Raw genomic sequence first — 25,547 nt, forward strand, 5'->3', positions numbered from 1 at the left:
CCTCGTCCTTGACTATGCTCCGGGAAACATAGCTTCCAGGGGGATGCACATCATGGATCAATCGCAGACCGAGCAGGCCGCCGCCCTGCTGTGGCAAGCACGCATTGAGCAGCGCCGCATCGATACTCTGCCCGATCATCTGCGTCCGCACACGCTGGAAGAGGGCCATGCGATCCAGGATGCGATGGTCGCCATGGCGGCTCAGCCCGTGCTGGGTTGGAAGATCGCTGCGACCAGCAAAGCCGGGCAGGAGCATATCGGCGTTACCGAACCGCTCGCCGGCCGACTCTTCAAGAACTTCGTGCTGAAGGATGGTGCACGCCTGCCGGCGGCACCGCTGCATATGAAAGTGATGGAAGCGGAGTTCACCTTCCGAATAGGACGCGCCCTCCCGCCAAGAGACGCGGCCTATGAGCAGCGGGAAGTGTGTGATGCCGTTGCCGTGCTTCACCTCGCGATCGAAGTGCCGGACGCGCGCTTTGATCGCTTTGCCGAGATCGGAGCGGCACAGATCGTTGCCGACGATGCGTTCGCATCCTGGTTTCTGCTTGGCCCCGAGGTGCACGGCTGGCGGCAGCTCGATCTCTCAACTCAGCGGGTCCGCGCGCTCAAGAGTGACACCGTGATCGCCGAAGGAACTGGAGCGAATGTGCTGGGCGATCCGCGCATTGCTTTGACCTGGCTTGCCAATCATCTGGCGCAGCGCGGCATCGGCCTCAAGGAAGGCGATATCATCACCACCGGCACTTGCTTCACGCCGCCGGCAGTCGCGGCGGGCGACCAGGTAACGGCGGAGTTCATCGGCCTCGGCCAGGTGACCGTCGCCTTCATTTAGCCTTAATCCATTCGGATTAATGGAAAGTTGGCGCTGGACAAGCAGTCCTTGCTGGCTAGTCTAGCCGCCGATTTAAAGGCTGCGGGGCGGCCGTTTTCCATATTTTGCACGGTCTTGAAGGACTCATGCGGCGATTCCTGGCGGCTTTCCTCGGCATCCTCTTTGCAGCAATCGGATGGCACGCGGCGGCTCAGGACTCGCCCGCGACGAAGCTGGCGAACTGGGAGTCCACGCTCACGCGAATCGAGCGGGCTCTGGCGGCGGAGTCCGAACTGCCTCCAGAGCGCCATACGGAGATCCTCCGCACGCTGAAACTCCTCGGGGCTGAAGCACGGGCATTGCGTTCGCAGGAGCAAGGGCAGACGGACCCGCTGCGTGATCAACTCGCCCGCTTGGGAGCACCGCCGACCGAAGGCCAGCCGCCAGAAGATCCCGGAATCACAGCCAATCGCACCAGGTTGTCGGAAGAGCTGACGCGCTCCCAGGGCAGGGTCACGCGGGCAGAGCTGGTCATCGCCCGGGTCCAGGCAATCCAGGATGAGATGGGTCGGCGTGAGCAGGAGATGACCCAGCGCAAGCTCGCGGTCCAAGGCCCCCTGCCGTTGTCCTTGGGCACTTGGCAGGACGCGCTGTCTGACACCGACGTCATCTACCAGAAGATCCAGCCGTCGGCGATGCAATGGTGGCGCAATCTCGAGATCGCGGAGATGGGGTGGCTTGCCATCGCGATCGGCATCGGCATTCTCATCCTTGCGGGATTCCTGGCGTTTCCCGTCCGTCGCTGGGTGCTCGCAAAGTGGGGCCCGGTCGCCGAGATGGAGACGCCAAGCTACACCCACCGGATGATTGCGGCGGTGGCGGGCACCATCGCACGCATCCTGCTGCCGTCCCTGGCGATCGTGGCCCTCTATATCGTTTTCGTCGTCACCCTTCCCCAGGAGTATGATCCCGCGTTCCCCATCTTCGTGCTGGCGAGCGGCGGCGGCCTCGTCCTGTTCTTCGTGGTCTCGGGCCTGACGATCGCCTGCCTGTCGCCAGATCTGCCCGCCTGGCGCATCATACCCGTGCCGGAGAGAGCCGCGGCGATGCTCGGCGGACGTGTCGTTACGGGCGCCGGCCTGCTGTTCTTGCTGAGCATTGCCAACAATGCTGTCTCGAGCCCGACCAAGCTGCATCCGTCCGACAGCTTCGCCTCGATCATCGCGCTTTTTGCCAGCATCATCGCCGTCGTCGTGCTCCTGCCCTGCCTGCGCGCGAAATACTGGGTCACCGACACGCATTTCAAGTCGCGCCTGTCCTGGCTGGTGCGGACGATCGCAAGCCTGGTCATCATTGCCGCGCTAGTCGCCGCGCTGGGTGGCTATGCGTCGTTGGCGACCGATCTTCTTGCCGCTCTGTCGCAATCCACCCTGCTGATCGGCGGTGCACTGCTGCTGCGCGAAGTTATCGGCGAAGGCATCGGCGCCTTCATGACACCCGGTCGGCGCTTCTACGACAGACTATCGCGCACGACAGGACTCTCACCGGAATCGGGCCGCCGCCTCACCTTCTGGATCCGCCTTGCGGCGGACCTGATCTTGTGGCCGCCGGTCATCTATGGGGTTCTGCTCGCCTGCAAGATCTCGCCCACACTGCTCAATGCCTGGCTGGTGCGGTTCTTCACCCAGATTCGCCTTGGCGACATCAATCTGTCGTTGATCGATGTGGGGACCGCGATCCTCATTGCCACCATCGGCCTCCTGGTCGTCGGTGGGATGAAGCGCTGGGTGCGCGAGCGGGTGATGCCGAACACTCAACTCGATCTCGGCATGCAGAACTCGATCTCCACGGGCGTCGGCTATATCGGTGGCCTGATCGTCATCATGATCGCGATCATGGTGCTGGGCATCGACTTCTCGTCGATTGCCCTCGTGGCCGGTGCACTCTCCGTCGGTATCGGTTTCGGGCTGCGCACCGTGGTGGAGAACTTCGTCGCCGGCCTGCTGCTGTTGATCGAGCGGCCGGTCAAAGCAGGCGACTGGATCGTCGTCGGCGCCACCGAAGGCATCGTAAAAAGCATTTCAGTGCGGTCGACCGAGATCGAGACCTTCGATCGTGCCTCGGTTATCGTGCCGAACTCCGCCTTGGTCGCGAGCCCCGTCACCAACTGGACTCACAAGAACCGCATAGCCCGCGTGATCGTGAAGCTGAGTGTCCCGCTTGGCGCGGATCCGCGCCGGATCGAAAGCATGCTCCTTGCCTGCGCCCGTGAGGGTGAGCACGTGATGAAGCATCCGGCTCCCAGTGTCATTCTCCGCGCGATTGGCGAGGAGAAGCTGGATTTCGAGCTGCGCTGCTTCGTCACCGACACCGACTACTACCTGCCCACACTCAGCGCGCTGAACTTCGCGATCGACGCGGCCATGCGACGCGAACGCGTTCGACCGGTCGGTACGGCAGAGATCAGCATACAGCCGGCGCTTGAGGAGCTCGGGCGCCGGGTGGTCGAACCTGCCTGAGCACCTATTTTCAATTGATTCTTAACCCTTTGTGGTCTCGGATAGCGGCGTCCTCACGAACGGAGCGCGCTGATGACCAGAAAGACGGGGCGGATTCTCATCGTCGATGACGAGCCCCAGGACGTCGCGACCATCGAGCGCGCCGGCACGGCCCTTTCTCTGGAGGTCGCGACCCTCGATCACACCAAGGCGTTTGAGCGCCTGGTCACCGATTGGAAGCCAGACATCGTCGTGCTCGATATCGGCATACCCGACCGCGATGGATACGCTTTGCTCGGCGTGCTTGGTACGCTCAAATTCAAGGGTGACGTCATCGTCATCAGCGGCGTTTCCCAGCCGGACCTCGACAGCGCCGCTCAGGCCGGCAGGATGCGCGGGCTCAACATCATCGGGACGGCGCGCAAACCGGTCGACTACGACGCCATCCATGGCGTGATCGCGAAGGCCGAAGCGGCGGAGTAGGCGCCAGGCGGCTCTGAGTGCCGCACCAAAGGTCCTGATCGGGCAAATCTGACCCCTAAATCCGCTCTTTCGGCGTGGCCCGGACGCGCTATGATGGCGTGGCTGGGATGCCGCGATATTTTACGCTGAGCGCATCTCCCAGAGGGCTTTCATGGCCGACGACAGGATTGCCTCCGTAGCGAATGCCTTGCTGCGCATCCAGGGTGCGCGCTCGCTGGAGGAGGCTGTCAACATCGCGACGGAGGAAATGCGCGCCCTGTTCCAGGCGGCCGCCACGCCGACGCGCGAGACCACGCGGCAGACCGAAACCGAAGGAAGGCTGCGGGAGATCTTTCTGTCGCTGATCCAGAACGCACCCTTCGTGACCTACATCAAGGACATCGAAGGACACTACCTGTTCTACAATCGCGAGTCCCAACGCGTCTTCCGCATGGGCGAGAAGCACTATTTCGGCAAGACCATCCGCGACATCTATGACCCGACCTATGCCGCCGCCATCGATGCGATGGACCAGAAAGTCGTCGCAACCGGTGAGCCGATCCTCCAGGAAGTCCGCATGCCGCCCGACGTGGAGTACGAGTGGGCGCTGCTGGTGAAGTTTCCGATCCGGGACGAGGCCGGAAAGGTCATCGCGATCGGTGGCTTCGATATCGACAGAACCAAGCAAAAGCGCGCGGAGCTTGCGCTCGCCACAAGCGAGGCTCAACGGCAGGCGTCGGAGCAGCGATTCCGCCACATCTTTGATCTGGTGCAGGAGGGGATCTGGATCCATGTGGACGGCAGGGTACAGTTCGCCAATCCGGCGGCTGCACGACTGTTCGGCGCGAACGGCCCGGATGAGCTGATCGGCATGCCGATCTTCAATATCATCCATCCCGACGACCGCGAGCGCGCGATGGAACGGACCCGGCGATTGAAGGAGAGACTCCAACCGTTGCCCCTCGCGGAGATGAGGATTCTCGGCCTTGACGGCAAGACGCGGGTCGGGGAGCTGCAGGCCGTTCCCTTCATGCAGGATGGCGTGCTGCACGTCATCTCCTCAGGGCGCGATGTCACCGCGCAACGCGATGCGGAATCGCGACTCCATCAGATCCAGAAGATGGATGCGGTCGGCCAATTGACCGGCGGTGTGGCACACGATTTCAATAACTTGCTGACGGTCATCATCGGTGCGCTCGATTTCGATCCGCAACGCATTCCGGGCGAGATGCGTCCGCCGATCGAACAGGCGTTGCGTGCCGCGGAGCGCGGCGCCGCCCTCACCCACCGACTTTTGGCCTTTTCCCGTCAGCAGACACTGGTGGCGCGAGAGGTCGACTTCAACAGGCTGATCGGCGACATGGACGAGTTGTTGCGCCGTACTCTGGGCGAGCATGTGGAGATCGAGCTGAAGCTTGCCCAGGATTTGTGGCCGGCCCTGGCGGATAGCGGTCAGGTCGAGAACTCGCTGCTCAATCTCGCCATCAATGCGCGCGACGCGATGCCGGAGGGCGGCAAGCTCACGATCGAGACCGGCAATGTCCACCTTGATGAGGATTATGCCAGCAGCAAAGCGGAGGTCGCGCCTGGGGATTATGTCATGATGGCCGTGACGGACACCGGAACCGGCATGTCCCCCGATATCCTGGCCCACGTTTTCGAGCCGTTCTACACAACGAAGGAAGTCGGCAAGGGCACTGGCCTCGGCCTCAGCATGATCTACGGCTTCGCGAAACAATCCGCCGGGCACGCGAAGATCTATAGCGAGGTCGGCCACGGAACGACCGTGCGGCTCTATTTGCCGCGCCTTTCCAATGCATCGGCGACCGCCGACTCCGCGCCGGCCGCCACGCCGCACAAGGGCGGTGGCGAGGTCATTCTGGTGGTGGAGGACAATCCTGATGTGCGCCGCTTGGTGCTGCACCAGCTGCGTGGTCTCGGCTACCAGGTGATCGAAGCGGCCAATGGCCCCCAGGCGCTGAGGATTCTGGAAGATGGCGCTTCGGTCGACCTCTTGTTCACGGATGTCGTCATGCCCGGCGGCATGACCGGCCGCCAACTCGCGGAAGCCGCCAAGAGCCGGCACCCTAATCTCAAGACGTTGTTCACCTCGGGCTATACGGAAGATTCGATCCTGCGCCTCGGCAAGCTCGACCCGGGCGTGCGCGTGCTATCGAAGCCCTATCGCAAGCACGAGCTGGCGGCATGCATCAGGGAAACGCTAGACGGCTGAGAATCTTTCCCTCACAAAAAAATTTGGCGACGAAGCCTCCGGGACTGAGGCTTCGTCGCCACTGACCAACGAAAGTGGGGACGGATCGTCGGTCCAGTTAGGGATGCTGATGGCAAGTTACTGGGTACTCGGCAGTCGCAAACCTCAACTCACGCAAACACGATCAGCAGCAGGGCAGCAGCAGCCAGGATGATCAAGGCGCTGCCGATGACATGGCGATTACCGGCGTGCTCGCTCAAAAAATCTCCGTACGAGTGTATCTGCCACACGATGTCATCTCCCCGCTCAACGTCTCCCGCCAAGCACTGCCCGAAACCGTTCGATCTCAAGCTGCTCGACGGCAACATGCGAGACAGGACCATCGCCACGATCAAGGTCGCTATCAGGCAGCGCTGGCCTTTGGTCCCGTCTGGTCGATCGAACGGGCCTCGCCCTCTCCAGCGCCGCCTGACGCGCCACGTTGTCGGCCATCCGAGCCACCCCAAGCCGTGGATCGGTAGCCGCTCGCAACGAACCTTCCTGTGGTCGCCCGTGGGCCATGTCGTCTCCCCCACCCGCGTGATCGAGACGTATTCTGTGGGAATCGGGTGATTCCTCATCCCCCAATTGGGGGAAAGCGTTGTGAAATCGGGGAATTTGCACTGTCCGACAATCCGGTGTGTGGACAGGTGCGTGATGACGCAACTATCGGAAACTTATAGCAATTTGCGCCTAGTCCAGGCGTGAATACGCGTTTCACGCTTCCTTCCGGGATGATTTTCCATCATGCGAAACGTGAACCGCGCAAGACGGCGGGGAATCCATCGTCTATCTTAGAAGGATTAATGGATTGTCTCGGGACATATCGCTTTCAAGCCAGGAGGTCGGCTTGGGCCAAGGGATTACACGGCCGAAGCTTGAGGAGATCATCGACAAGATCTACGCGGCTGTCGACGAACGCAGCCTGTGGAGCGACGTCGCCGGCGATATCGCGCAAGCGGCGGGCGCCGTCTCGTGCTCGCTCCAGGTGCGCAGCGGTGCGGCTGCCAAGGTAATTGGCGCGGCCGGTTACAGGGAATTCGACGCAACGGTCTATGAGCAGCAATATGCCCGGCAGGACCTTCGCGCCCAGGTGCTGATGAGCCTCCCGTCGGACGAGGTCCACCTGCTCCATCACTACATGCCGCAAGACCGTTTCATCCGCTCCAGCTACTACAATGAATTCTTTCGCCGCATCACGGACGGATACTGGAGTGCCGCCAGCTGGATCACGCTGGACCGCGGCGCCGGCGTGGGATTGGGCATCGGCATCCACCGGTCGCGCAACGCCGATCCGGAGGATACCGCGCAAGTCGAGATCCTCGGCTCGCTCAGCGCGCACCTGCGGCGCGCCGGGCGCCTGCATATGAAGCTGAATGACGTGAAGTTGCGCGTGAGTCAGCTATCCGACGCCCTCGACCACATCCGACAACCGGCCATCCTCGCCACGCTTGAAGGCCGCCTGGTGCTTGCGAACGAGGCGGCCTGCAGGCTGTTCGATCCATCGGGCGTGCTCGCCATCGATCCCAACGGCAGGATCGTGACGTGCTCGGCGAAGGCAACCAAGCGATTATGGGAGGCTATCGAAGCGGCGGCGCGCCCCGCGCACCAAGTGGACGCGCATCAACCATCCGATATCATCGTGAATAGCGATGAGCAGACGCCGCTGATCTCGCTCAACGTCCTGCCCCTGCAGCGCAGGGACACGAGCGCGCGCCCAGACCTCGAGGGCGGATCGATCATGATCCTGGCGCAGGAGTTCGAACCGGCGCTGGTTTCGGTCGAAACGCTCCGCAGCGCTTTCGGTTTGTCGCCCGCGGAAGCAAGGCTGGTCAGGCTGCTCGCGACCGGGGCGAGCCTCAGGCAGGCATCGCAGATCATCGGCGTCTCCTATTCGACGGTGATGTCGCAGATCAAATCCTGCTTCCAGAAGACCGGCACCCACCGCCAGGCCGAACTGGTCGCGCTGGCCATCCGGCTTGGATCGGGCCGGGCCTAGCTAGGCGCGGCTGGAACTTGCGCCGCCGCGGAACCGGGTCAGTAGCAGCCACAACGCGACACTCATATTGAGCAGGTTCCAAGCGATGCCGTTGAGGAAGGCCGCCTGATAGGAGCCGGTCCAGTCGAAGATCTCGCCCGACATCCAGCCGCCCAGAGCCATGCCGATGACCGTTGCCATCAGCACTAGGCCGATGCGCCCGCCCGCCTCGCCGGCCGGAAAGTACTGCCGCACGATCAGCGCGTAGCTCGGCACGATGCCGCCCTGCGATAGGCCGAACAATCCGGCGATGACGTAGAGCGAGGCCAGCCCGTCGAACGGCAGATAGAGCAGCAGCGCCAGGCATTGCAGGGTTGAGCCCAGGATCAGCGTGCCCACGCCGCCGATCCTGTCGGCGATCAGGCCGGACGCAAGTCGGCTGACGACACCCAGGCCAAGCATGATGGAGAGCATCTCCGCGCCGCGCGCCGGTCCGTAACCCAGGTCGCCGCAATAGGCGATCATATGCACCTGCGGCATCGACATTGCGACGCAGCAGGCCACGCCCGCCAGCATCAGCAGACCCTGCAGGACCAGGGGCGGTGCCGGCATCGTCGTGATCGTAGCATGCGCGCCGTTCGTCGATGGAGTGCCGTGATCCGCCGGCGCCTTTCGCCGCAGCAGCAGGGCGATGGGCAGCATCGTCGCCATGCAGAACACGCCGAGCCCCATGAAGGCGTAGCGCCAGCCGATCGTCTCGATGGCATGCTGCAGGATCGGCGGCCAGATCGTGCCGGCGAGATAGTTGCCGCTGGCGACGATGGCGATGGCGATGCCGCGCCGCTGCAGGAACCAGTGCGAGATGTCGGCGACCAGCGGGCCGAAGGTCGAGGAGCTGCCCAGCCCGCCGATGAGCACGGCGTGGGCGACAACGAAGCTCCAGTAGGAGCCGGCGCTGGCCGCGACGACATAGCCGATGCCCAGCATGATAGAGCCGAGGATAAGCGGCATCATAATGCCGAAACGATCCGCCAACCGCCCCATCATCGCGCCGCCGAAGGCGAAGGCGACCATGGTCGCGGTATAGGGAATGGAAGCGCCGCCGCGATCGACGCCGAACTCCGCCTCGATGGTTGGCAAGACGACGACGCTGGACCACAGACCCACGCCACCGATCGTGGCGAGCGCCAGCGCCGCGGCGAGCCGCCGCCAAGCGGCGCTGCTATCCAGTTCCGCGATCGTGGTGGTGGCGTTCATCTCGGGAATACGGATCAGCTGAAGACCAGCTCTCAGCTACCCGACGGCTTGTGTTATCGCAATGACTGGATTGTCTCGATACTTGAATGGCGGCGGGTTCTGTAGGGCTATTGCTGATCTCGCCTCTCCAGTAGGCGATCCTTGATCAACCGAACCGCGCCCCTACTCCACGAATAATCGGAGCCCATGCGAAGCCCGCTGTCCTCATCGCTCAGGACAGCACCCGTCCGCGCGTCGCGGATCTGGAATCGCACCGTGTACTCCGTCCGAGTAATCCGCTTGACGACACCGACAAACGACTGCTCCGCACCCAACTGGTGCGCGATGCCGGCATCGCAGCCGTTGCACTTGCGCAGCGTGCGCGCTTTCGCGGGGCCGCGTCTCCGCCAGCGATGTCAATCAGACTGTAGCGACCCGACCGCGCGAACAGCTCTCGAACCGCGCTCGTAACGTCCGTCAGGTGGCCGGTGTCCGATGAAGCCAAGCCAGTGGAGGACGCGCCCGCGCTCATATCTTCAAACTCGAAATCAAAGAGTGCGAGCTTGATGGGTACCGGCGTGGATGCATCTGCCGAATAGGCGATAAGCACCCCCGCGTATAGAAACAAAGCCGTCAGAACGCTGGGGCAAGCGAGACGCTGAGTCATGGACGCCTCCCCCATCTACGAACGAGAGGTGTTTCCAGCCGGCTGCGAGAGGCGGGGCGCCTACCTACCGAACAGGAGAAAGGCACATCGACGCGGCGCGCCAGTAAGTGCGGGAGAGCTTAGCTGCGTTTGCCCGAACAGGAAATGGTGCCCAGGGGCGGAATCGAACCACCGACACTGTGATTTTCAGTCACATGCTCTACCAACTGAGCTACCTGGGCCCCGCGATGGCCGGCGGGCGCCGGCCGTAAGGCAGGCGGTCTTTTAGAGAGATTCCCGCCCCCTGTCCAGTCCGGAAATTGCCCCGCTCCGGCCGCTAATCCTCAGATTCAGATTGATTTTTGTCCTCCACGTCGCTGCCGGGGCGCTCGCTGCCTGGGATGCGATAGGTCCCGCTGAGCCAGCGGTTGAGGTCCACCTGCCGACAGCGTTGCGAGCAGAAGGGCTTGAATTTGGGATCGGTCGGCTTGCTGCAGACCGGGCAGCCGCTTTTAGTGCTCGCCATTGCACTCCTCCCCGCCCCACATCTCCGCCAAAGTCGCGCCGCGCCGTCGGCGCAGGATTTCAACAAGCCCCAGCCGCGACATGTTGCCGACCCACTCGATCGCCGGATCGATCGCCGCAGCCTCGCGCAATCTCTGCAGCACCTGTTCCCGCTTGTTGCGGTTTTCAAGGTCGATGAAGTCGACAACCACGATCCCGCCCAGGTTGCGCAGTGCCAGTTGCCGCGGCACCTCCCGCGCCGCGTCGAGGTTCACGGTCAAGGCCGTGAGCTCGATGCCGGCCTTGCGCGTCGCAGCGGCGGAGTTGACGTCGATCGCCGTCAGCGTGCGCACCGGCTCGATTAGGAGATTGCCGCCGCAAGGCAGCGCGACGGTGTCCTCCAGAGCCGCTGCGACCTCCTCCTCCGCTTCGCCGCGTTTCGGTTGCCAGTCCCGCAACGGCACGTGCCGCACACGCTCGGAGAGTTCCAGGGCATGAACGGCGCACCAGCGCTGGACTGCACCGACATCGACCCGTCGATCGCAGATCACCTCCTCGACCTCGGCCGGATCGAGCGCTGCGAGGCAGCTTTGCCAGGCATTGGGCGGTGGGACCAGACACGCCGGAATCCGCCCCTGCGCCCGCGCGTGCGCCAATTGCTGCTCGTAGGCGGTCTCGGTATGGACGGTGGCAGAGAGCCGCACCGCCTTGCCTTCGCGCTCGTCACGCCGCACCTGTACCAGGATGATCGAGCCTTCCGTCGGATGCTGCCCCTGCTTTTTCAGCGGCAGCAGTCCGGGCCGTCCCAGGCCGATCTCAACGAAGGCAGCATTGAGGCTGGGCTCGATCCGTTCCACGCGGCCCAGATAGACGGCGCCGATCTGGGAGCGTGCCTGCGGGGTTTCACGGATCGCCTGGGCGAGACGGTCGTCCGACCAGCGGAAGACCTCGAGCGTCTCGTCGCCACCGGCAATGAAGATGCGATGCTGCATGTCAGACGCGCCAACCAAGGCCGCCGAGCATGGCAACCGCATCGCTGATCGACAATCCTACGACATTGCCGTAGGAGCCGTTGATCCACGGAATGAAGGCAGCGGCATGCCCCTGGATCGCATAGCCGCCTGCCTTGCCGTGCCAGTCCCCGGTCGCGATGTAGGCGTCGATCTCGCGCGCCGTCAGCCGCTTGAAGGCGACGGTCGTCGTCACCACGCGTTCGGCAATGCGACCATCCGGCGCCGCGACGGCGATCCCGCCCAGCACGCTGTGACGGCGACCACTGAGCAGGTCCAGACACGCACGCGCTTGGGCTTCGGTCTCGGCCTTGGGCAGGATGCGCCGCCCGCAGGCCACGACGGTATCGGCCGCAAGGACCCAGGATCCGCGATGCTGCGGCGCGATCACCGCCAGCTTCTCGTGCGCCATCCGTCTGGCATAGGCCAGCGGAAGCTCGCGCGGGCCGTGATGCTCGTCGATGTGAGGCGGATCGATGATCGAAGGCTCTAGGCCGATCTGCCGGAGAAGGTCGCGCCGCCGCGCCGAACCTGAAGCCAATACAAGCTGCTGGCGCCCGGTTTCAGCCACCGGCATGAAGAAAACTGCGAGCTTTATTTGAAACGGAACGTGATGCGGCCCTTGGTCAGGTCGTAGGGCGTCATTTCCACGTTCACGCGGTCGCCAGCAAGGACGCGAATCCGGTTCTTTCGCATCTTGCCGGAAGTGTGTGCCAGCACTTCGTGGTCATTGTCCAATTTGACCCGGAACATTGCATTGGGGAGCAGTTCGGTAACTGTCCCGGAAAACTCAATAAGATCTTCTTTCGCCATGTAGCTTCCTTGTTTGGCGAAGCCGCCCGGCATGCGGGCAGGCCCCGAATTGGGCGCGGATATAAACCTTTTTCCCGGATTCCTCAATTCCTTCCCCGGCCGCCGCCTTTTCCGGGGCTGTTTGAGATGAGATCCGATGCCTTTTCCGACTAACTGGCTGCAGCTAAAGGACTAGAGACTACCGCTGGCCTAATATTCCTAAGTATGCTTAGCTGAGTTCAGCAATACTGACAAAGGGGCAATCCAAAAGTGGCATTGGCGTATCCGGGCGTGCCCGGTGTCGGGGGGTGACGTGAGCGGACGCACGGTCAAGAGAGCCGCGCTGATTTTTCTTCCGCTGGCCCTGGCGGCGGTTGTCATCCCATATCTGCTCTATTCCAACCAAGTGAACGCGATCCGCCTAGTCGCGGAGTCGACTGAGCAGCGTATTGTGGATATCGCACGCCAGCGCGTGGCGCTGCCAGTCGCATCAACGATTGCGGACGTATCCTATCTCTCCGAGCAGGATGCCTTGCGCGGCCTTCTCGCCAAGGGTGACGAAGAATCGCTGCGCCGCCTTGAATCGGAGTATCTCGTCTTTGCGAAAAGCCGGCGTTTCTTCGAGCAACTTCGGTTCATCGACACGCGCGGACAGGAGATCGTGCGCATCAACCGAACGCCAACAGGTGTTGAATTGGTGCCGCCTGATCAGCTCCAGAACAAGGCCGATCGATATTACACGACTGAGACTCTAAAGCTCGACCATGGGCAGGTGTTTATCTCCCAGCTCGATCTCAGCGTCGAGGGCGCCGTGATCGAGCAGCCGCCGAAACCGACCCTCCGTGTTGGAGCTCCAGTCTTTGATGAAGTGGGCACGAAGCGTGGCATCGTTGTCATCAACTATCTCGCAGAGCGCATACTGGACAGGGTCCTCGACCTGAGTGATGCCGTTGCGGAGATCTGGATGCTGAACTCAGAGGGCTACTGGCTGCTGGGACCGAAGGACAGCGCCTTCGCTTTCATGTATCCGGACCGCATGGGCAGAACCTTTGCGGCTGCCTATCCCGATATCTGGCAGCAGATGCAGGCCGCACCCACCGGCCAAGTCGCCAATGAGCTTGGACGCTTCACCTACACACGTGCTGAAGCCGCCGTCGACCAATCGGGTGTTGCTGCGCCGACTGCCTCCAGCTGGTTCATAGTGGTCCACACGCCGCGCGCGTATTCAACCGCGCAGACGAGCGATCTGCGCCGGGACTTCATCGGTGCCTCAGCGGTTCTCCTGCTTCTGGTGGCCGCCGTCTCGCTCGGCTTTGCGCGCTATCAGATCCATCGTCGCGATGCGGAGCAGCGTATTCGCCTCAACGAAGCCAAGTTTCGGGCGGTCACGGAAACGGCCAGCGATGCCATCATCTCGGCGGACCGCCACGGACTCATTCGGTACTACAATCCGGGCGCCGAGCGCGCCTTTGGCTATTCCGAGCAGGAGATGATAGGCGAACCGCTGACCCGGTTGATGCCGGAACGGTTCCGCCAGGCACATGCTGAAGGGCTGCAGCGGTATCTCAACACTCGCGAAGAAAAGGTCATCGGCAAGACCGTGGAGCTGGTGGGCCTGCATAAGGACGGACGGGAGTTTCCCGTCGACCTCGCACTGGCAAGCTCCGAGGTCGATCACGATCTATTCTTCACCGCGATCGTGCGCGATATCACGGTGCGGGCGGAAGCACAGCGCAAGTTGCGCGCCAGCGAGGCACGCTTTCGAGACCTTCTCGAATCGGCACCCGATGCCGTGCTCATCACCGACGACCAGGGCGGGATCCAGCTCGCGAACGCGCAGGCGGAGCAGCTATTCGGCTATCGCCGTGAGGAACTGATCGGCCAGCCGATCGAGACGCTGGTGCCGGAGCGCTACCGCGGCGTACATGTCGGCCACCGAAAGGGCTACGTCGGCGCGGCGCGGACCCGGCCGATGGGCGCCGGGCTCGAGCTCTATGGGTTGCGTAAGGATGGGTCGGAGTTCCCGGTCGCGATCAGCCTCAGCCCGACCCAAACGGTCGAAGGCATGGCCGTATTCTGCAGCGTGCGCGACATCACCGAACAGCGTGCCAGCGAGGCCAAGATTCGGGACCTCAACCGGCGGCTTCAACTCGACAATGCCGAACTCACCGCGGTGAACAAGGAGCTCGAAGCCTTCAGCTACTCGGTTTCTCACGATTTGCGCGCGCCGCTGCGGGCCATCGACGGCTTCAGCCAGGCGCTCGTCGAGGACGCCGGACCGCTGTTGAACACCGAGCATCATACTTATCTGAATCGCGTGCGTCAGGCCGCCCAGCGCATGGGGCTGCTGATCGACGATCTGATCAAGCTGGCGCGCGTGACCCGAACCGACATCAGGATCGACGATGTCGATCTCAGTGAGATCGCGCAGCAGATCATGGGCGGCCTTCAGGACTCCGCGCCAGAGCGTCGGGCCGAGTTCGTCATTGCGCCGCAGCTTCGCGCCAAGGGCGACCCGCGGCTTCTGCAGGTGGCGTTGGACAACCTGCTCAATAACTCCTGGAAGTTCACCGCGCCACGCTCGCCGGCCCGGATTGAGCTCGGCAAGGCAAAGGTCGATGGCAAGTCTGCTTTTTTCGTCCGCGACAACGGGGTCGGTTTCGATATGACCTATGCCGGCAAGATGTTTGGCGCCTTCCAGCGCTTCCACGATGCGCGGGAGTTTGCCGGCACTGGTATCGGCCTCGCGACTGTGCAACGTATAATCCATAAGCATGGCGGCCGGATCTGGGCGGAATCCCAACCGGGCAGCGGCGCCACGTTCTTCTTTACCTTGTAGACACCAGAGGTCGGAATGGCGGGGAAATACATTCTTCTTGTCGAGGACAATCCGGACGACGAGGCCTTGACGCTGCGTGCTCTCAACAAGAACAATCTCGCGAACGGCGTGGTGGTCGCGCGCGACGGGGCGGAGGCGGTCGACTTCCTGTTCGGAACGGGCGCTTATGCCGGCCGCGACGCCAGCGATCTCCCGGAGATCGTGCTGTTGGACCTCCAGCTGCCCAAGCTGGACGGCTTCGAGGTGTTGCGCCGGATTCGTGCGGACCCGCGAACCAAGACGTTGCCGGTGGTGATCCTGACCTCCTCCAAGGAGGAGCGCGACATCGCCCAGAGCTATCGGGACGGCTGCAACAGCTACGTTCGCAAGCCGGTCAATTTCGACGAGTTCGTCGAGGCTGCACGCCAACTCGGCATGTACTGGCTGTTGCTCAACGAAGGCCCGCCGCGTTGAACAGATGACCACATCGTTGCGAACACTGATTATCGATGATTCCGCCGACGATACGGATCTGCTGATCCGCGAGCTTCGGCGCGATGGCTACGACATCAGCGCGGAACGTACCGACACGGAAGCAGGGCTCAAGGCCGCACTGGACGATCAGAGTTGGGACATCGTTCTGTGCGATTTCAACATGCCGCACTTCTCCGGCCTCGACGCGTTGAAGGTGGTGCGCGAGCGCAATCTGGACGTTCCTTTCATCTTCGTGTCCGGCGCCATCGGTGAGGACGTGGCCGTGGCCGCGATGAAGGCCGGCGCCCAGGACTACGTGATGAAGGGCAATCTTAAGCGACTCGCCCCGGCGATCGAGCGGGAACTGCGCGATTCTGCCGTGCGCCGCGACAGGACCGCTGCGGAAGGCCGGCGGCGAATGATGGAGGCGCGCTACCGGCAGATTCTCTCGATCGCGCCTGATGCCATCGTCGCCATGGACCAAGGCCTGCACATCGCGGTCTTTAACCAGGCCGCCGAGCGCCTGTTCGGGTGCAGCGCCGAGGAGGCAATCGGGCACAGCGTCGAGATGCTGCTGCCGGCGCGATTCGTGGCGCCGGTGCGCGAGCAGATCCAGCGATTCGGAGCATCATCCGACGTCGAGATGCAGATCCGCGTGCCTGATAAGCTGTTCGCGCGGCGAAAGAACGGGCAGGAGTTTCCGGCGGAGGCCTACATTTCGAAGATGGTTGAGGACGACCGCACGATCTTCACCGCCATCATCCGCGACATCACGGATCGCGAGACGATGATGGCGACGCTTCGCCAGGCCAACCAGACGCTGGATGCCGTCGTTCAATCCTCGCCGATCGCCATTCTCGGCCTCGATGGCGCCCGTCGCGTGATTGTCTGGAACCGCAATGCCGAACGGATCTTCGGCTTGTCGGCGACGGACGTGGTCGGGCGTCCCTTCCCGCCTTTGGTCGAGGTGGCCGGCACCGAACTGGGTGACATGGTGCGGCGGCTGCTCGAGGGCGAAGTGCTGACGGATGTCGAGATCCGCCATCAGCCATCCACGGGGACACCGCTCGAGCTCAGGGTATTTGGTGCTCCGCTGTATGATGGAGAGCAGCACGTGCGCGGTGCCGTCTGCATTGTGGAGGATGTCACGGAAAGCAAGGCGACGCGGCGTCAGCTCGAGCACGCGCACCGGATGGAGGCGGTGGGACAGCTGACCGGCGGACTGGCGCACGATTTCAACAATCTGCTCGCGGTCGTGATCGGGAATCTGGATCTGCTCCAGGATCAGCCGGAACTGCAGGCTACCGCCAGGGAATCTGTCGATCTCGCCCTGAAGGCGGCGCTTGGCGGAGCGACCCTGATCCGCCAACTGCTGGCCTTCTCTCGACGCCAGGCGCTGTCGCCGAAGCCGTTTGACCTGGGTGCTCTGGTTGCCTCCACGCGTGCGCTTCTCTCGCGAACGCTTGGCGAGCATATCGAGGTGGAGATGCGGCTGGCACCGGACCTTTGGGCGGCAATGGCCGATGCCGCCCAGGTCGAATCAGCCATCGCGAATCTGGCAATCAACGCGCGCGATGCGATGGCGAACGGCGGGCGGCTGACCCTGGAGACCGCCAACCAGCATCTTGATGAAGAGTACGCCGCGTCCAATCCAGACGCCCAGCCAGGAGACTATGTCATGCTCGCCGTCTCCGATACCGGCACGGGGATATCATCGGAGATACTGAATCGCGTGTTCGAGCCTTTTTTCACGACCAAGGAGCACGGCAAGGGCAGCGGTCTGGGGCTCAGCATGGTCTATGGATTCGCACGGCAGTCGCGCGGACATGTGAAGATCTATAGCGAGGTCGGGCACGGCACGACCGTGCGGCTCTATCTGCCGCGCGCCGGTCAAGATACTGCGGTTGCCGCGCCTCCCGCGCCCGCGCAGACGGATCCGGACAAGATCGATGCGGCCGTGCTCGTGGTCGAAGACAACATTGATGTGCGCAAGATCGTGTGCAGGCTGTTGCGCGATTTCGGTTGTACCGTCATCGAGGCCAACAGCGGCGCGGCCGCCCTTGAGATCCTGCAGTCGGACCAGAAGATCGATCTGATGTTCAGCGATGTCGTGATGCCCGGCGGCATGTCGGGCACCGAGCTGGTCCAGGCTGCCCGCCGCCTGCGTCCAGAGGTCAGGACGCTGCTCACCACCGGCTTTGCAGAAGGATCCCTGCGCAACCAGGCGCAATTCGCCAATGCCGGGGAAATCATCACCAAGCCCTATCGCCGTCACGACTTGGCGCGCAAGTTGCGAAGCGTGCTGGGCCTCAATCCCTGATCGTTGTCAGATCTGCGGCGCGCCGGCCGGTGGGAAGCGCTCCCGGATGCGCGCCAACAGCGTATCGCGCACCTGCCGGTAGGCCTCCAGCCGTTCCTCGCGATTTCCTTCGATCACGCTGGGATCCATGGTCGGCCAGTACTCGACGTCGCAGGCCATGGTGCGAGTCATTTCGACGGCGCTGTGCTGGGCCTCCGGCGACAGCGAGATGATGAGATCGAATGACGTGTCCTCCAGGTCATCGAACGTCTTCGAGCGGTGCTTGGTCATATCAATGCCGATCTCGTCCATAACGGCGACGGCGAAGCCGTCGACTTCGCTGGCGCGTACGCCGACCGAATCCACATAGATCCGCTTGCCATGAAGGTATTTGAGCAGCGCCTCCGCCATCGGCGAGCGGATCGAGTTGAGGCTGCAGCAGAACAGCACGCTGCCAGGCAGGCCCGCCATGCCGCCCTCACGTCTTCATGTGCAGGGCGCAGATCAGCGTGAACAGCCGTCGCGCCGTTCCGAAGTCCATCTCCACTTTGCCCGCCAAACGGTCGCGCAGGATCTCCGATCCTTCGTTGTGCAGGCCCCGTCGCCCCATGTCGATCGCCTCGATCTGCGACAGGCTCGAGGTCTTGATAGCGGCGTAATAGCTTTCGCAGACGTCGAAGTATTCCTTGATGATGCGCCGAAAGGGCGTGAGGGAGAGGATGAACCTGTAGAGCTCCTGGTCGCTGGTGTCGCGAATATCGAACACCAGCTTCTTGTCCTGTACCGCCAGGACCAGATGATATGGGCCGGGGTGATCGACCGACGGAGCGAACTCGTTCTCCTCGATCAGGTCGAAAATCGCTACCGCCCTCTCCTGCTCCGCTTCGGCCGACTGGCGCAGGGAGGCTGCGTCTGCCAGGTGAATGCTGACGATGCGCCTGGTGGCCCCGGCTTCGGCCATGCGCTCAGATCGCGCCGGCCGCGGCGCGCAGCCGCTCGATCCAGCCGCCGATCTCCTCCGGATAGGTCTTCCAGGCCGTGCGGTTGACCACCAGCCGCGACGTCACGTCCGCAATGTGCTCGACTTCGACCAGGTTGTTGGCTTTCAGCGTCGCGCCGGTCGAGACCAGGTCGACGATGCGCCGGCTGAGCCCCAGAGTCGGCGCCAACTCCATCGCACCGGACAGCTTGATGCATTCGGCCTGGACGCCGCGCGCCGCGAAATGCGCCCGCGTGACGTTGGGGTACTTGGTCGCGACGCGAATGTGGGACCAGCGGTTCGGGTCGTCCTCCCCAACCATCTCCGCCGGCTCCGCCACCGCCAGGCGGCACTTGCCGATGCCAAGATCGATCGGCGCATAGATTTCGGGGTAGTCGAATTCCAGTAGCACGTCATTGCCGGCGACGCCCAGTTGGGCAGCACCGAACGCGACGAACGTCGCGACATCGAAGCTGCGCACGCGGATGATTTCGAGCTTTGGATCGCTGGTCGCGAAGCGCAGCTTGCGCGAATTCTCGTCATGGAAATCCGGTTCCGGCCCCAACCCCGCCTGCGTGAGAAGCGGCGTCAACTCACGCAGGATCCGCCCCTTCGGCAATGCCAGCACAAACGTGGGCGCGCCGGTTCCGACCGTCATCGGCCCGTTGCCTTGTCGGTCGAGTTCACCGCGTGGTCGGGCTGCCACTGGGTTGGCCAGGCCTTGCCCAGATCGCTGAGATACAGCGCCAAGCCCTCGACCTCCACCTGGATGGTTCCGCCGCCAGCGAACAGGAACGACACCTTATTGCCGTCCAGTTGGACCGACAACAAAGACAGGAAATCATTGGGCTTCGAGCGGTCGATGCCGCGGCTACGGACCGCAAGGACGCGGTCGATGCAGATGCCGGCATTGGTGCGCTGCAATGCGCCAAAATCGTCGTCGCCCTCGAACGAGGCGTCCTTGCTTAGCGCCGGTTCCTGCTTGTCCTGCGCCGCACGTTCCCAGCGGAACCGGTTCGCTACCATGATGAAGCGCCGTTCCTGCGGCAGGTAGCGCATCTCGTTGAGCGGAATCAGCGCATCCTGCAAACAGGCCGATACGATTGCCAGGTCTTCGGTATCGCACGCGATGATCTTGAGCGGTGGGGTCATTCCGCCGCTCCCTCCGACAGGCGCTCGATCTCCGCGCCGCAGGCTGCCAGCTTATGCGTGAGCCATTCATAACCGCGGTCCAGGTGATAGACGCGGTTGAGGATTGTGTCGCCATTGGCCACCAGCCCTGCCAGAACGAGCGAGACGCTGGCGCGCAGGTCGGTGGCCATCACGGGCGCGCCGGTCAACCGCTTCACACCGCGCACCATGGCCGATGCGCCATGCACATTGATGCTGGCGCCCATGCGGGTCAGCTCCGGCACGTGCATGAAGCGGTTCTCGAAGATCGTCTCGGTGATCATGGAAGCGCCCTGGGCGGTGGTCATCAGCGCCATCATCTGCGCCTGCAGATCGGTCGGGAAGCCGGGGAACGGCTCCGTCATCACGTCGACGCCAAGAAGGTCGCCATTCGTTCGCTTCACGCGGAGGCCGCGCGGCGTTTCGGTGAACTGGACGCCGGCTTGGGTCATGGTCGCGATCACCGACGCGATCAGATCATGATGCGCGCCGACGAGCTCGACGTCGCCGTTGGTGATCGCAACCGCCATGGCATAGGTGCCGGCTTCGATGCGATCCGCCACGACGGGATGGATCGTGCCGTGCAGGCTTTCGACGCCCTGGATCCGCAAGTGATCGGTTCCAAGACCCTCGATCTTGGCGCCCATGCCGATCAGGCACTTGGCGAGGTCGGTGATCTCCGGCTCGCGCGCGGCGTTGATCAGGTTCGTTTCGCCTTTGGCCAAGGTGGCCGCCATCAGCAGGTTCTCGGTTGCGCCGACCGACACCTTCGGGAAATTGACTTCGGCGCCGGTCAGCCCCTTCGGGGCGCGGGCGACGATGTAGCCTTCCTTCAGGTCGATCTCGGCACCCAGCTGTTGCAGGCCCTTGATATGCAGATCGACCGGGCGCGTGCCGATGGCGCAGCCGCCCGGCAGCGAAACCCGCGCCTGGCCGTGCCGCGCCACCAGAGGGCCCAGCACCAGGACGGAGGCGCGCATCTTGCGCACCAGGTCGTATGGCGCGGTGGTATCCGTGATGTTGCTGCCGCAGACCGTGATTGACCGTTCCTTGCCGGACAGCCTGGTGGTCACTTCCACGCCGTGCTGCGCCAGCAGGTTGGTCATGGTCGTGATGTCGGCCAAATCCGGCACGCCGTTGAGGCGCACTTCGGCATCGGTGAGCAAGGCCGTTGCCATCAGCGGCAGCGCCGCGTTCTTGGCGCCGCTGATGCGGATCTCGCCCTTCAGGGGGTTGCCGCCGCGAATGCGAATGCGATCCATGATCGAGCGATCCTTTACAGGCGCGGCAAAGTGACGCCCGTCTGCTTCATGTATTTGCCGGCGCGGTCGCGATACGAGGTCTCACACGCGCCTTCGCCCTTCAGGAACAGGAACTGGCAGGCGCCCTCATTGGCATAGACCTTCGCGGGCAGCGGCGTGGTGTTGGAGAATTCCAGCGTGACATGGCCCTCCCACTCCGGTTCCAGCGGCGTCACGTTCACGATGATGCCGCAGCGTGCGTAGGTTGACTTGCCGAGGCAGATCACCAGCACGTCGCGCGGCACCCGGAAATACTCCACCGTGCGCGCCAGGGCGAAGGAGTTGGGCGGAATAATGCAGACGTCGGTCTCGCGATCGACGAAGCTTTCCTTGGCGAAGGACTTCGGGTCCACGGTCGCGCTGTTGACGTTGGTGAAAATCTTGAATTCGCGGGAGACACGGGCGTCGTAGCCATACGAGGAGACGCCATAGGAGATCACCCCCTCGCGCTTCTGCGATTCGACGAATGGCTCGATCATGCCGTGTTTCAGCGACATCTCTCGGATCCAGGTGTCCGGCATGATGCCCATAGTTTTCAATCCTTTAGGGTGATCATTTAAGGTTTCGGCGCAGCCTTCGGGTGCGCCGGCTAACGCTTTGTACTTGAAGGCTTTGGGGGGCTCAAGGTCGGCGTGGCTCAGCCCTGACGCTGGCCGGAGCCCGGCTCCCGACGGGCCCGTGTCTGGGCTTTTCGGCGCTTCAGATTATCCCGCAAGGCGGCTGCCAAGCGCTCGGACTGCTCGGTCGTGCCAGGCGGTTTGGCGGTGGATTTCGGTGATTTCGGCTTGCTGGACGACATCGGGACCCTCTCGCGGCGCTCTCAGCGGAGTTATCCGACGCCGCTTCCGAGGTCAATTGCCGTCCAACTGCTTTGTTCAGTGGCTGGCTCGGCGTGCCTCCCGCGCGTCCATCAGGCGCTGGAAGGCCTGGATATCCTTGCGGTGGCGCCGCCGGTTCTGGAACTGCTGCCACCAACCCCGCATCGCGACGATCATGACCACTCTCCCCACTCGAATCGAAGACCGTTGCTCCCAGTCTCCTGGCGCGCTGGTTACCGGCCCGCCATGATGGAACGATGGCTGAACCGTGGAAAATTGATGAAAGCGGCGGAAAAATCTGGGTATTTCCGGGCCTTGCCTTGGCTGGCCCAAAGTGGCATTGTCCGCGCCGTTTTCCGGGCGGGCACGTCCTTACCAAGGACGGGGTTCCGGATCAGGCGCTGCCGTAGCTCAGTGGTAGAGCACGTCCTTGGTAAGGACGGGGTCGGAAGTTCAATCCTTCTCGGCAGCACCATCCCTTCTTATCGCCGACAGCAAAAGAACCCGCCGCACGCGATAGCGGGGCTTGCAGCTCACATGCGCGTCCCGGCGCGCTGCAACGGAGCGACTGCTTCCTTGTTTAGAGTGCGGCCTCGTTTAATAGCAGTGTATTTCTAACTTGAGGCCAGGGCGACGGCGACTCTCGCTGGTGTAGCCCCCTCCTGCGCCACGAAGCCGCCGCCGCTCGTTGTGGTTCTGAGTTTCTAGTGATTCTTGACAGCCGCTCTTGGGCGGCGCACGGGGTGCTCACTGGATACGTGCCTGGCTTCGGTGGACCTCAATACGCGCAAATTGATCATCGCGCGCGGCCTCGATCTCGCTGATGGCCTTGTCGCGGCGTCTCATCGAGCGCTCAACGAAAGCGGCGCGGCGAAAGATGTTCCGTCGAGATTCCCTCGCGCGCCAGATCGGCCGGCATGTCTCGGCGCGCGATCAGGGCCGCCGCCAGCTTTGACAAGGCGGGCGATGTCTGGATGCCGTAGCCGCCCTGTCCGGCCAGCCAGAAGAAGCCGTCTACGGCCGGATCAAATCCGACCACCGGCAGACCATCGGGCGCAAAGGTGCGCAAGCCACCCCATGTGCGCTCCAAGCGATGAACCTGCATGTCCACCAGACGTTCGAGGCCGGCAGCGGCTTCGGCCAGCCGAAGATCGTCAGCCCACGTATCGTGCGGCTCTACTGGCTCCTCCTCCGCCGGCGAGAGCATCAGCTTGCCACCCATCGGCTTGCAATAGAAGCTGATGTCGATGGGCAGGACTTCCGGCCAGTCACTCACCGATACGCCTGCCGGACCCGCAATGATGGCCGCGCTCCGCCGCTTCGGCTGCAAGCCAACCGGCGCGACACCGCAGGACTGCGCCACCTGGTCGCTCCAGGCTCCGGCCGCATCAACAATGGTCGGCGCCTCGTAGGTCCCGCCGCCTGCTTCCAGCCGCCAGACTCCGCCGGCGCGCTGGCCGCGCCGGACTGGCGCATCGTTTACGATCTCGCCCTTGGCCCGCCGCAGCGCGCGCAGGCGGCCGGCATGCAGCGCGTCGACATCGATATCCTGCGCGCTGCCGTCCCACAGGATAGAAGAGGCGTCATCCAGCTTCGCTAGCGGCAGCTTGGCGCGCGCGAAGGCGGCATCCACTTCGACATAGCCGTTACGTTTCGCTTCCTCGGTCAGCCGCTCGTTACCCCCAAAGGCCAGCATCAGCACGCCGCGCGGCGAAAGCAGCGGCACCTCCACAAATCCTTCGGGCGGCTGCGAGAGGAAGGAATAGCTGGCACGGGTCAAAGCGCGGACGATCGGCGCGCCCTCCGATGGCTCGTACATCGCAGCAGATCGGCCAGTGGCGTGATAGCCGGGCTGGCTCTCCATCTCCAGCAGCAGAACGCGCGCGCCGTCAGCCGCGATCTCGGCAGCGGCGGAGGCGCCGGCGATGCCGCCGCCAATCACGATCACGTCGGCCGTTTTCATCATCGCTCCTGAAATGTCCCTAATGCCGCGCTCTTCTATATCCGCGGGGATCTCTCCTGTCACAATCGATATGTGACAGTGGCTGCGGCAGGCGGTCGCCAGCGACCAGATCGAGACTCTGGTCGCGACCTTCTATGCGCGCATCCGCACGGACGCGGAGCTGGGTCCGTTTTTTTTAGCCGCCATCGGCCAGGATTGGACCGCGCACCTCAAGACCATGTGCGATTTCTGGTCTTCCGTAATGAACACGACTGGCCACTACAAGGGAAAGCCGATCCCCCGCGCACGTGAAGCTGCCCTGCATCGAGCCCAGGTACTTCGAGCGCTGGCTCGCGCTCTTCTCGGAAACGGCCCATGGCCTGTTCGATCTTGAGCTTGCCGCGATGTTCATAGAGCGTGCCCAGCGCATTGCCGAGAGCCTGAAACTTGGCTTCGCCTTTCACGCCGAACGGCCGGAGATCTGGGGCGGCTTGCCGCGCGTCACGCGGCCGGCTGCGTCGTCTCCAGGAACTGACGCACCGTCTCGCTGACCACGCGACGCGGTGCCGGACGCCGCTTCTTGCACTCCGGATGCCGCTCCACGAAATGGCGAAGCACCAGCTTCAGCGTCAATGCATGGCGAACGTCGCCCGCCCGGTTCGCAGCCGTCACGTCATCGAGGATGATGCGCTTCACGCGCAACGCACCATCCGGACCATGGATGAGATAGTTGCCAAGTTCTGCGGCGACGATCATCGGCAGATGCTCATGCTCCGCGATGGCCGCGATCTCCTCTTCCGTCAGATCGCACAGCGCAACGCAATCGTCGAAGGTCAGCATGACGTCCCTCCCAGCGTCGGCTCCGTGCAGACCGGAGCTCTTTCAGGACATCATAGGAGCAATCAGAGCGTTAACGCCACACTTTCCCGACGCCGCCGGTGCGCGAGAAACGTTGCGCCCATCGCCAGGATCGATCCAAAGCCGGCCAGAGCCATATCCTTCTGCGCATCCCACACGTCGCCCTGGTGCCAAGATAGGCTGCGCCCAGTTCACCGCCTACAACCTCCGCCGCCGCCCACTCGAGAAGCTCGTACAAGGCGGAGAGAGCCAAGGTGATTGCGATCGGGACGGTATAGGTCAACCGACCTGTCAGCATCTGGGCGTGAATATATCCCTCGCGCATGGGATAGGAGAGCAGCAAGCCATAGAAGAAATGCTCGAGGCGATCGAAATGATTGCGCGTGAAGCCGAAGAGTTCGCTGATCGTCGTGCCGATCAGCGCCTGCGCCCATCTGTCGTACGGCACCTCCGAGTAGGTATAGTGGGCGCCGATCTCGTGCACGCATAGGAAGATGAAGATCAGTGTGCTCGACAGCTTCGAGAGGCGAAGGTCGTTGCGCCACCACAGGAAAGCGATCGCAACGGCGACGACCAGCAGGTTCTCCAGCATCCAGTCGTGCCGGTAGAGCGGCGCAATCGCAAGCAACGCCCAGATGACGGCGAACAGGATGGCGAGCAGATCCGTGTAGGCCCGGCCCGACAGGCGCCCCATGAT

General features: G+C 63.1%; 23 protein-coding genes, 2 tRNA genes and 1 pseudogene. 10 read left to right on the top strand and 16 right to left on the bottom strand.

Annotated elements, in window-relative coordinates; genetic code table 11:
- Positions 1 to 52: 52 nt before the first annotated feature.
- The 5 genes from DTX69_RS18920 (at position 53) to DTX69_RS18945 (ending at position 8,024) form a co-directional block, all read left to right on the top strand.
- Entirely contained in the window at positions 53 to 835 is a 783-nt protein-coding gene (locus DTX69_RS18920) for a 2-keto-4-pentenoate hydratase (RefSeq protein ID WP_119303268.1), read from the top strand.
- Between the two features lie 125 nt (positions 836 to 960).
- Complete coding sequence (locus DTX69_RS18925; RefSeq protein ID WP_119303128.1) at positions 961 to 3,333, top strand: mechanosensitive ion channel family protein; 2,373 nt, start codon at positions 961 to 963, stop codon at positions 3,331 to 3,333.
- A 72-nt stretch (positions 3,334 to 3,405) separates the two neighbouring features.
- Positions 3,406 to 3,795: a response regulator gene (locus DTX69_RS18930; protein WP_119303129.1), complete on the top strand. Its 390-nt coding sequence runs from the start codon at positions 3,406 to 3,408 to the stop codon at positions 3,793 to 3,795.
- A gap of 151 nt (positions 3,796 to 3,946) precedes the next feature.
- Positions 3,947 to 6,007: a PAS domain-containing protein gene (locus DTX69_RS18935; protein WP_119303130.1), complete on the top strand. Its 2,061-nt coding sequence runs from the start codon at positions 3,947 to 3,949 to the stop codon at positions 6,005 to 6,007.
- A gap of 868 nt (positions 6,008 to 6,875) precedes the next feature.
- Positions 6,876 to 8,024 (top strand): helix-turn-helix transcriptional regulator, encoded by a 1,149-nt coding sequence (locus DTX69_RS18945; protein ID WP_119303132.1) that lies wholly within the window; start codon positions 6,876 to 6,878, stop codon positions 8,022 to 8,024.
- Here the strand turns inward: DTX69_RS18945 and DTX69_RS18950 are convergent, their stop codons facing one another.
- The 7 genes and pseudogenes from DTX69_RS18950 to infA form a co-directional block, all read right to left on the bottom strand.
- Positions 8,025 to 9,260, bottom strand: coding sequence for an MFS transporter (locus DTX69_RS18950; protein ID WP_119303133.1), 1,236 nt, complete (start codon positions 9,258 to 9,260; stop codon positions 8,025 to 8,027).
- Positions 9,261 to 9,367: 107 nt separating this feature from the next.
- Positions 9,368 to 9,921 (bottom strand): annotated as a pseudogene (locus DTX69_RS31045) (DUF3280 domain-containing protein).
- 130 nt (positions 9,922 to 10,051) lie between these two features.
- Positions 10,052 to 10,127: transfer RNA gene (locus DTX69_RS18960), tRNA-Phe, on the bottom strand.
- A gap of 95 nt (positions 10,128 to 10,222) precedes the next feature.
- Positions 10,223 to 10,411 carry a DNA gyrase inhibitor YacG gene (locus tag DTX69_RS18965; protein ID WP_119303134.1) on the bottom strand — a complete coding sequence of 63 codons (189 nt, stop codon included), beginning with the start codon at positions 10,409 to 10,411 and terminating at the stop codon, positions 10,223 to 10,225.
- Positions 10,398 to 11,381 (bottom strand): ribonuclease E/G, encoded by a 984-nt coding sequence (locus DTX69_RS18970; protein WP_162917358.1) that lies wholly within the window; start codon positions 11,379 to 11,381, stop codon positions 10,398 to 10,400. Before DTX69_RS18970 ends, DTX69_RS18965 begins: the two co-directional genes overlap by 14 nt.
- Before the next feature lies 1 nt (position 11,382).
- Complete coding sequence (locus tag DTX69_RS18975) at positions 11,383 to 11,976, bottom strand: Maf family protein (protein ID WP_119303136.1); 594 nt, start codon at positions 11,974 to 11,976, stop codon at positions 11,383 to 11,385.
- Positions 11,977 to 11,993: 17 nt separating this feature from the next.
- Positions 11,994 to 12,212, bottom strand: coding sequence for a translation initiation factor IF-1 (gene infA / locus DTX69_RS18980; RefSeq protein WP_026870679.1), 219 nt, complete (start codon positions 12,210 to 12,212; stop codon positions 11,994 to 11,996).
- Between the two features lie 292 nt (positions 12,213 to 12,504).
- Between infA and DTX69_RS18985 the strand changes: the two genes are divergently transcribed.
- From DTX69_RS18985 to DTX69_RS18995, 3 genes are read left to right on the top strand one after another with little or no spacing between them, the layout of a single operon-like run.
- Positions 12,505 to 15,030, top strand: a complete 2,526-nt coding sequence (locus DTX69_RS18985; RefSeq protein WP_119303137.1) for a sensor histidine kinase — start codon at positions 12,505 to 12,507, stop codon at positions 15,028 to 15,030.
- A gap of 15 nt (positions 15,031 to 15,045) precedes the next feature.
- Complete coding sequence (locus DTX69_RS18990; RefSeq protein WP_119303138.1) at positions 15,046 to 15,483, top strand: response regulator; 438 nt, start codon at positions 15,046 to 15,048, stop codon at positions 15,481 to 15,483.
- Positions 15,484 to 15,487: 4 nt separating this feature from the next.
- Positions 15,488 to 17,803 carry a PAS domain S-box protein gene (locus tag DTX69_RS18995; protein ID WP_119303139.1) on the top strand — a complete coding sequence of 772 codons (2,316 nt, stop codon included), beginning with the start codon at positions 15,488 to 15,490 and terminating at the stop codon, positions 17,801 to 17,803.
- Between the two features lie 6 nt (positions 17,804 to 17,809).
- Here DTX69_RS18995 and DTX69_RS19000 read toward each other — a convergent pair whose 3' ends face one another.
- The 6 genes from DTX69_RS19000 to dcd are packed head-to-tail and all read right to left on the bottom strand — an operon-like array spanning position 17,810 to position 21,762.
- A complete protein-coding gene (locus DTX69_RS19000) occupies positions 17,810 to 18,253 on the bottom strand; it encodes an arsenate reductase ArsC (RefSeq protein ID WP_119303140.1) in 444 nt (147 codons plus the stop codon).
- A gap of 7 nt (positions 18,254 to 18,260) precedes the next feature.
- Positions 18,261 to 18,743, bottom strand: a complete 483-nt coding sequence (locus DTX69_RS19005; RefSeq protein WP_119303141.1) for a UPF0262 family protein — start codon at positions 18,741 to 18,743, stop codon at positions 18,261 to 18,263.
- Positions 18,744 to 18,747: 4 nt separating this feature from the next.
- Positions 18,748 to 19,419 carry an ATP phosphoribosyltransferase gene (hisG, locus tag DTX69_RS19010; RefSeq protein ID WP_119303142.1) on the bottom strand — a complete coding sequence of 224 codons (672 nt, stop codon included), beginning with the start codon at positions 19,417 to 19,419 and terminating at the stop codon, positions 18,748 to 18,750.
- Positions 19,416 to 19,913: a DUF2948 family protein gene (locus DTX69_RS19015; protein WP_119303143.1), complete on the bottom strand. Its 498-nt coding sequence runs from the start codon at positions 19,911 to 19,913 to the stop codon at positions 19,416 to 19,418. The genes hisG and DTX69_RS19015 overlap by 4 nt, the downstream gene beginning before the upstream one ends.
- Complete coding sequence (gene murA / locus DTX69_RS19020; RefSeq protein WP_119303144.1) at positions 19,910 to 21,193, bottom strand: UDP-N-acetylglucosamine 1-carboxyvinyltransferase; 1,284 nt, start codon at positions 21,191 to 21,193, stop codon at positions 19,910 to 19,912. The genes DTX69_RS19015 and murA overlap by 4 nt, the downstream gene beginning before the upstream one ends.
- A gap of 14 nt (positions 21,194 to 21,207) precedes the next feature.
- The gene (gene dcd / locus DTX69_RS19025; RefSeq protein ID WP_119303145.1) at positions 21,208 to 21,762 is read right to left on the bottom strand and encodes a dCTP deaminase; all 555 of its coding nucleotides are present in this window, start codon (positions 21,760 to 21,762) and stop codon (positions 21,208 to 21,210) included.
- Between the two features lie 545 nt (positions 21,763 to 22,307).
- Between dcd and DTX69_RS30245 the strand changes: the two genes are divergently transcribed.
- Positions 22,308 to 22,460: a hypothetical protein gene (locus DTX69_RS30245; RefSeq protein WP_162917359.1), complete on the top strand. Its 153-nt coding sequence runs from the start codon at positions 22,308 to 22,310 to the stop codon at positions 22,458 to 22,460.
- Positions 22,451 to 22,525, top strand: a tRNA-Thr gene (locus DTX69_RS19030). The genes DTX69_RS30245 and DTX69_RS19030 overlap by 10 nt, the downstream gene beginning before the upstream one ends.
- A 378-nt stretch (positions 22,526 to 22,903) precedes the next feature.
- Here DTX69_RS19030 and DTX69_RS19035 read toward each other — a convergent pair.
- From DTX69_RS19035 to DTX69_RS19050, 3 genes are all read right to left on the bottom strand, one after another.
- Entirely contained in the window at positions 22,904 to 24,013 is a 1,110-nt protein-coding gene (locus tag DTX69_RS19035; protein WP_284735917.1) for an NAD(P)/FAD-dependent oxidoreductase, read from the bottom strand.
- 480 nt (positions 24,014 to 24,493) lie between these two features.
- Positions 24,494 to 24,832, bottom strand: coding sequence for a hypothetical protein (locus DTX69_RS19045; protein ID WP_119303147.1), 339 nt, complete (start codon positions 24,830 to 24,832; stop codon positions 24,494 to 24,496).
- Positions 24,833 to 24,902: 70 nt separating this feature from the next.
- Positions 24,903 to 25,544 (bottom strand): DUF2238 domain-containing protein, encoded by a 642-nt coding sequence (locus tag DTX69_RS19050; RefSeq protein WP_284735918.1) that lies wholly within the window; start codon positions 25,542 to 25,544, stop codon positions 24,903 to 24,905.
- Between the last annotated feature and the right edge of the window lie 3 nt (positions 25,545 to 25,547).

Source organism: Dongia deserti, from assembly GCF_003574735.1.
Lineage (GTDB): Bacteria > Pseudomonadota > Alphaproteobacteria > Dongiales > Dongiaceae > Dongia_A > Dongia_A deserti.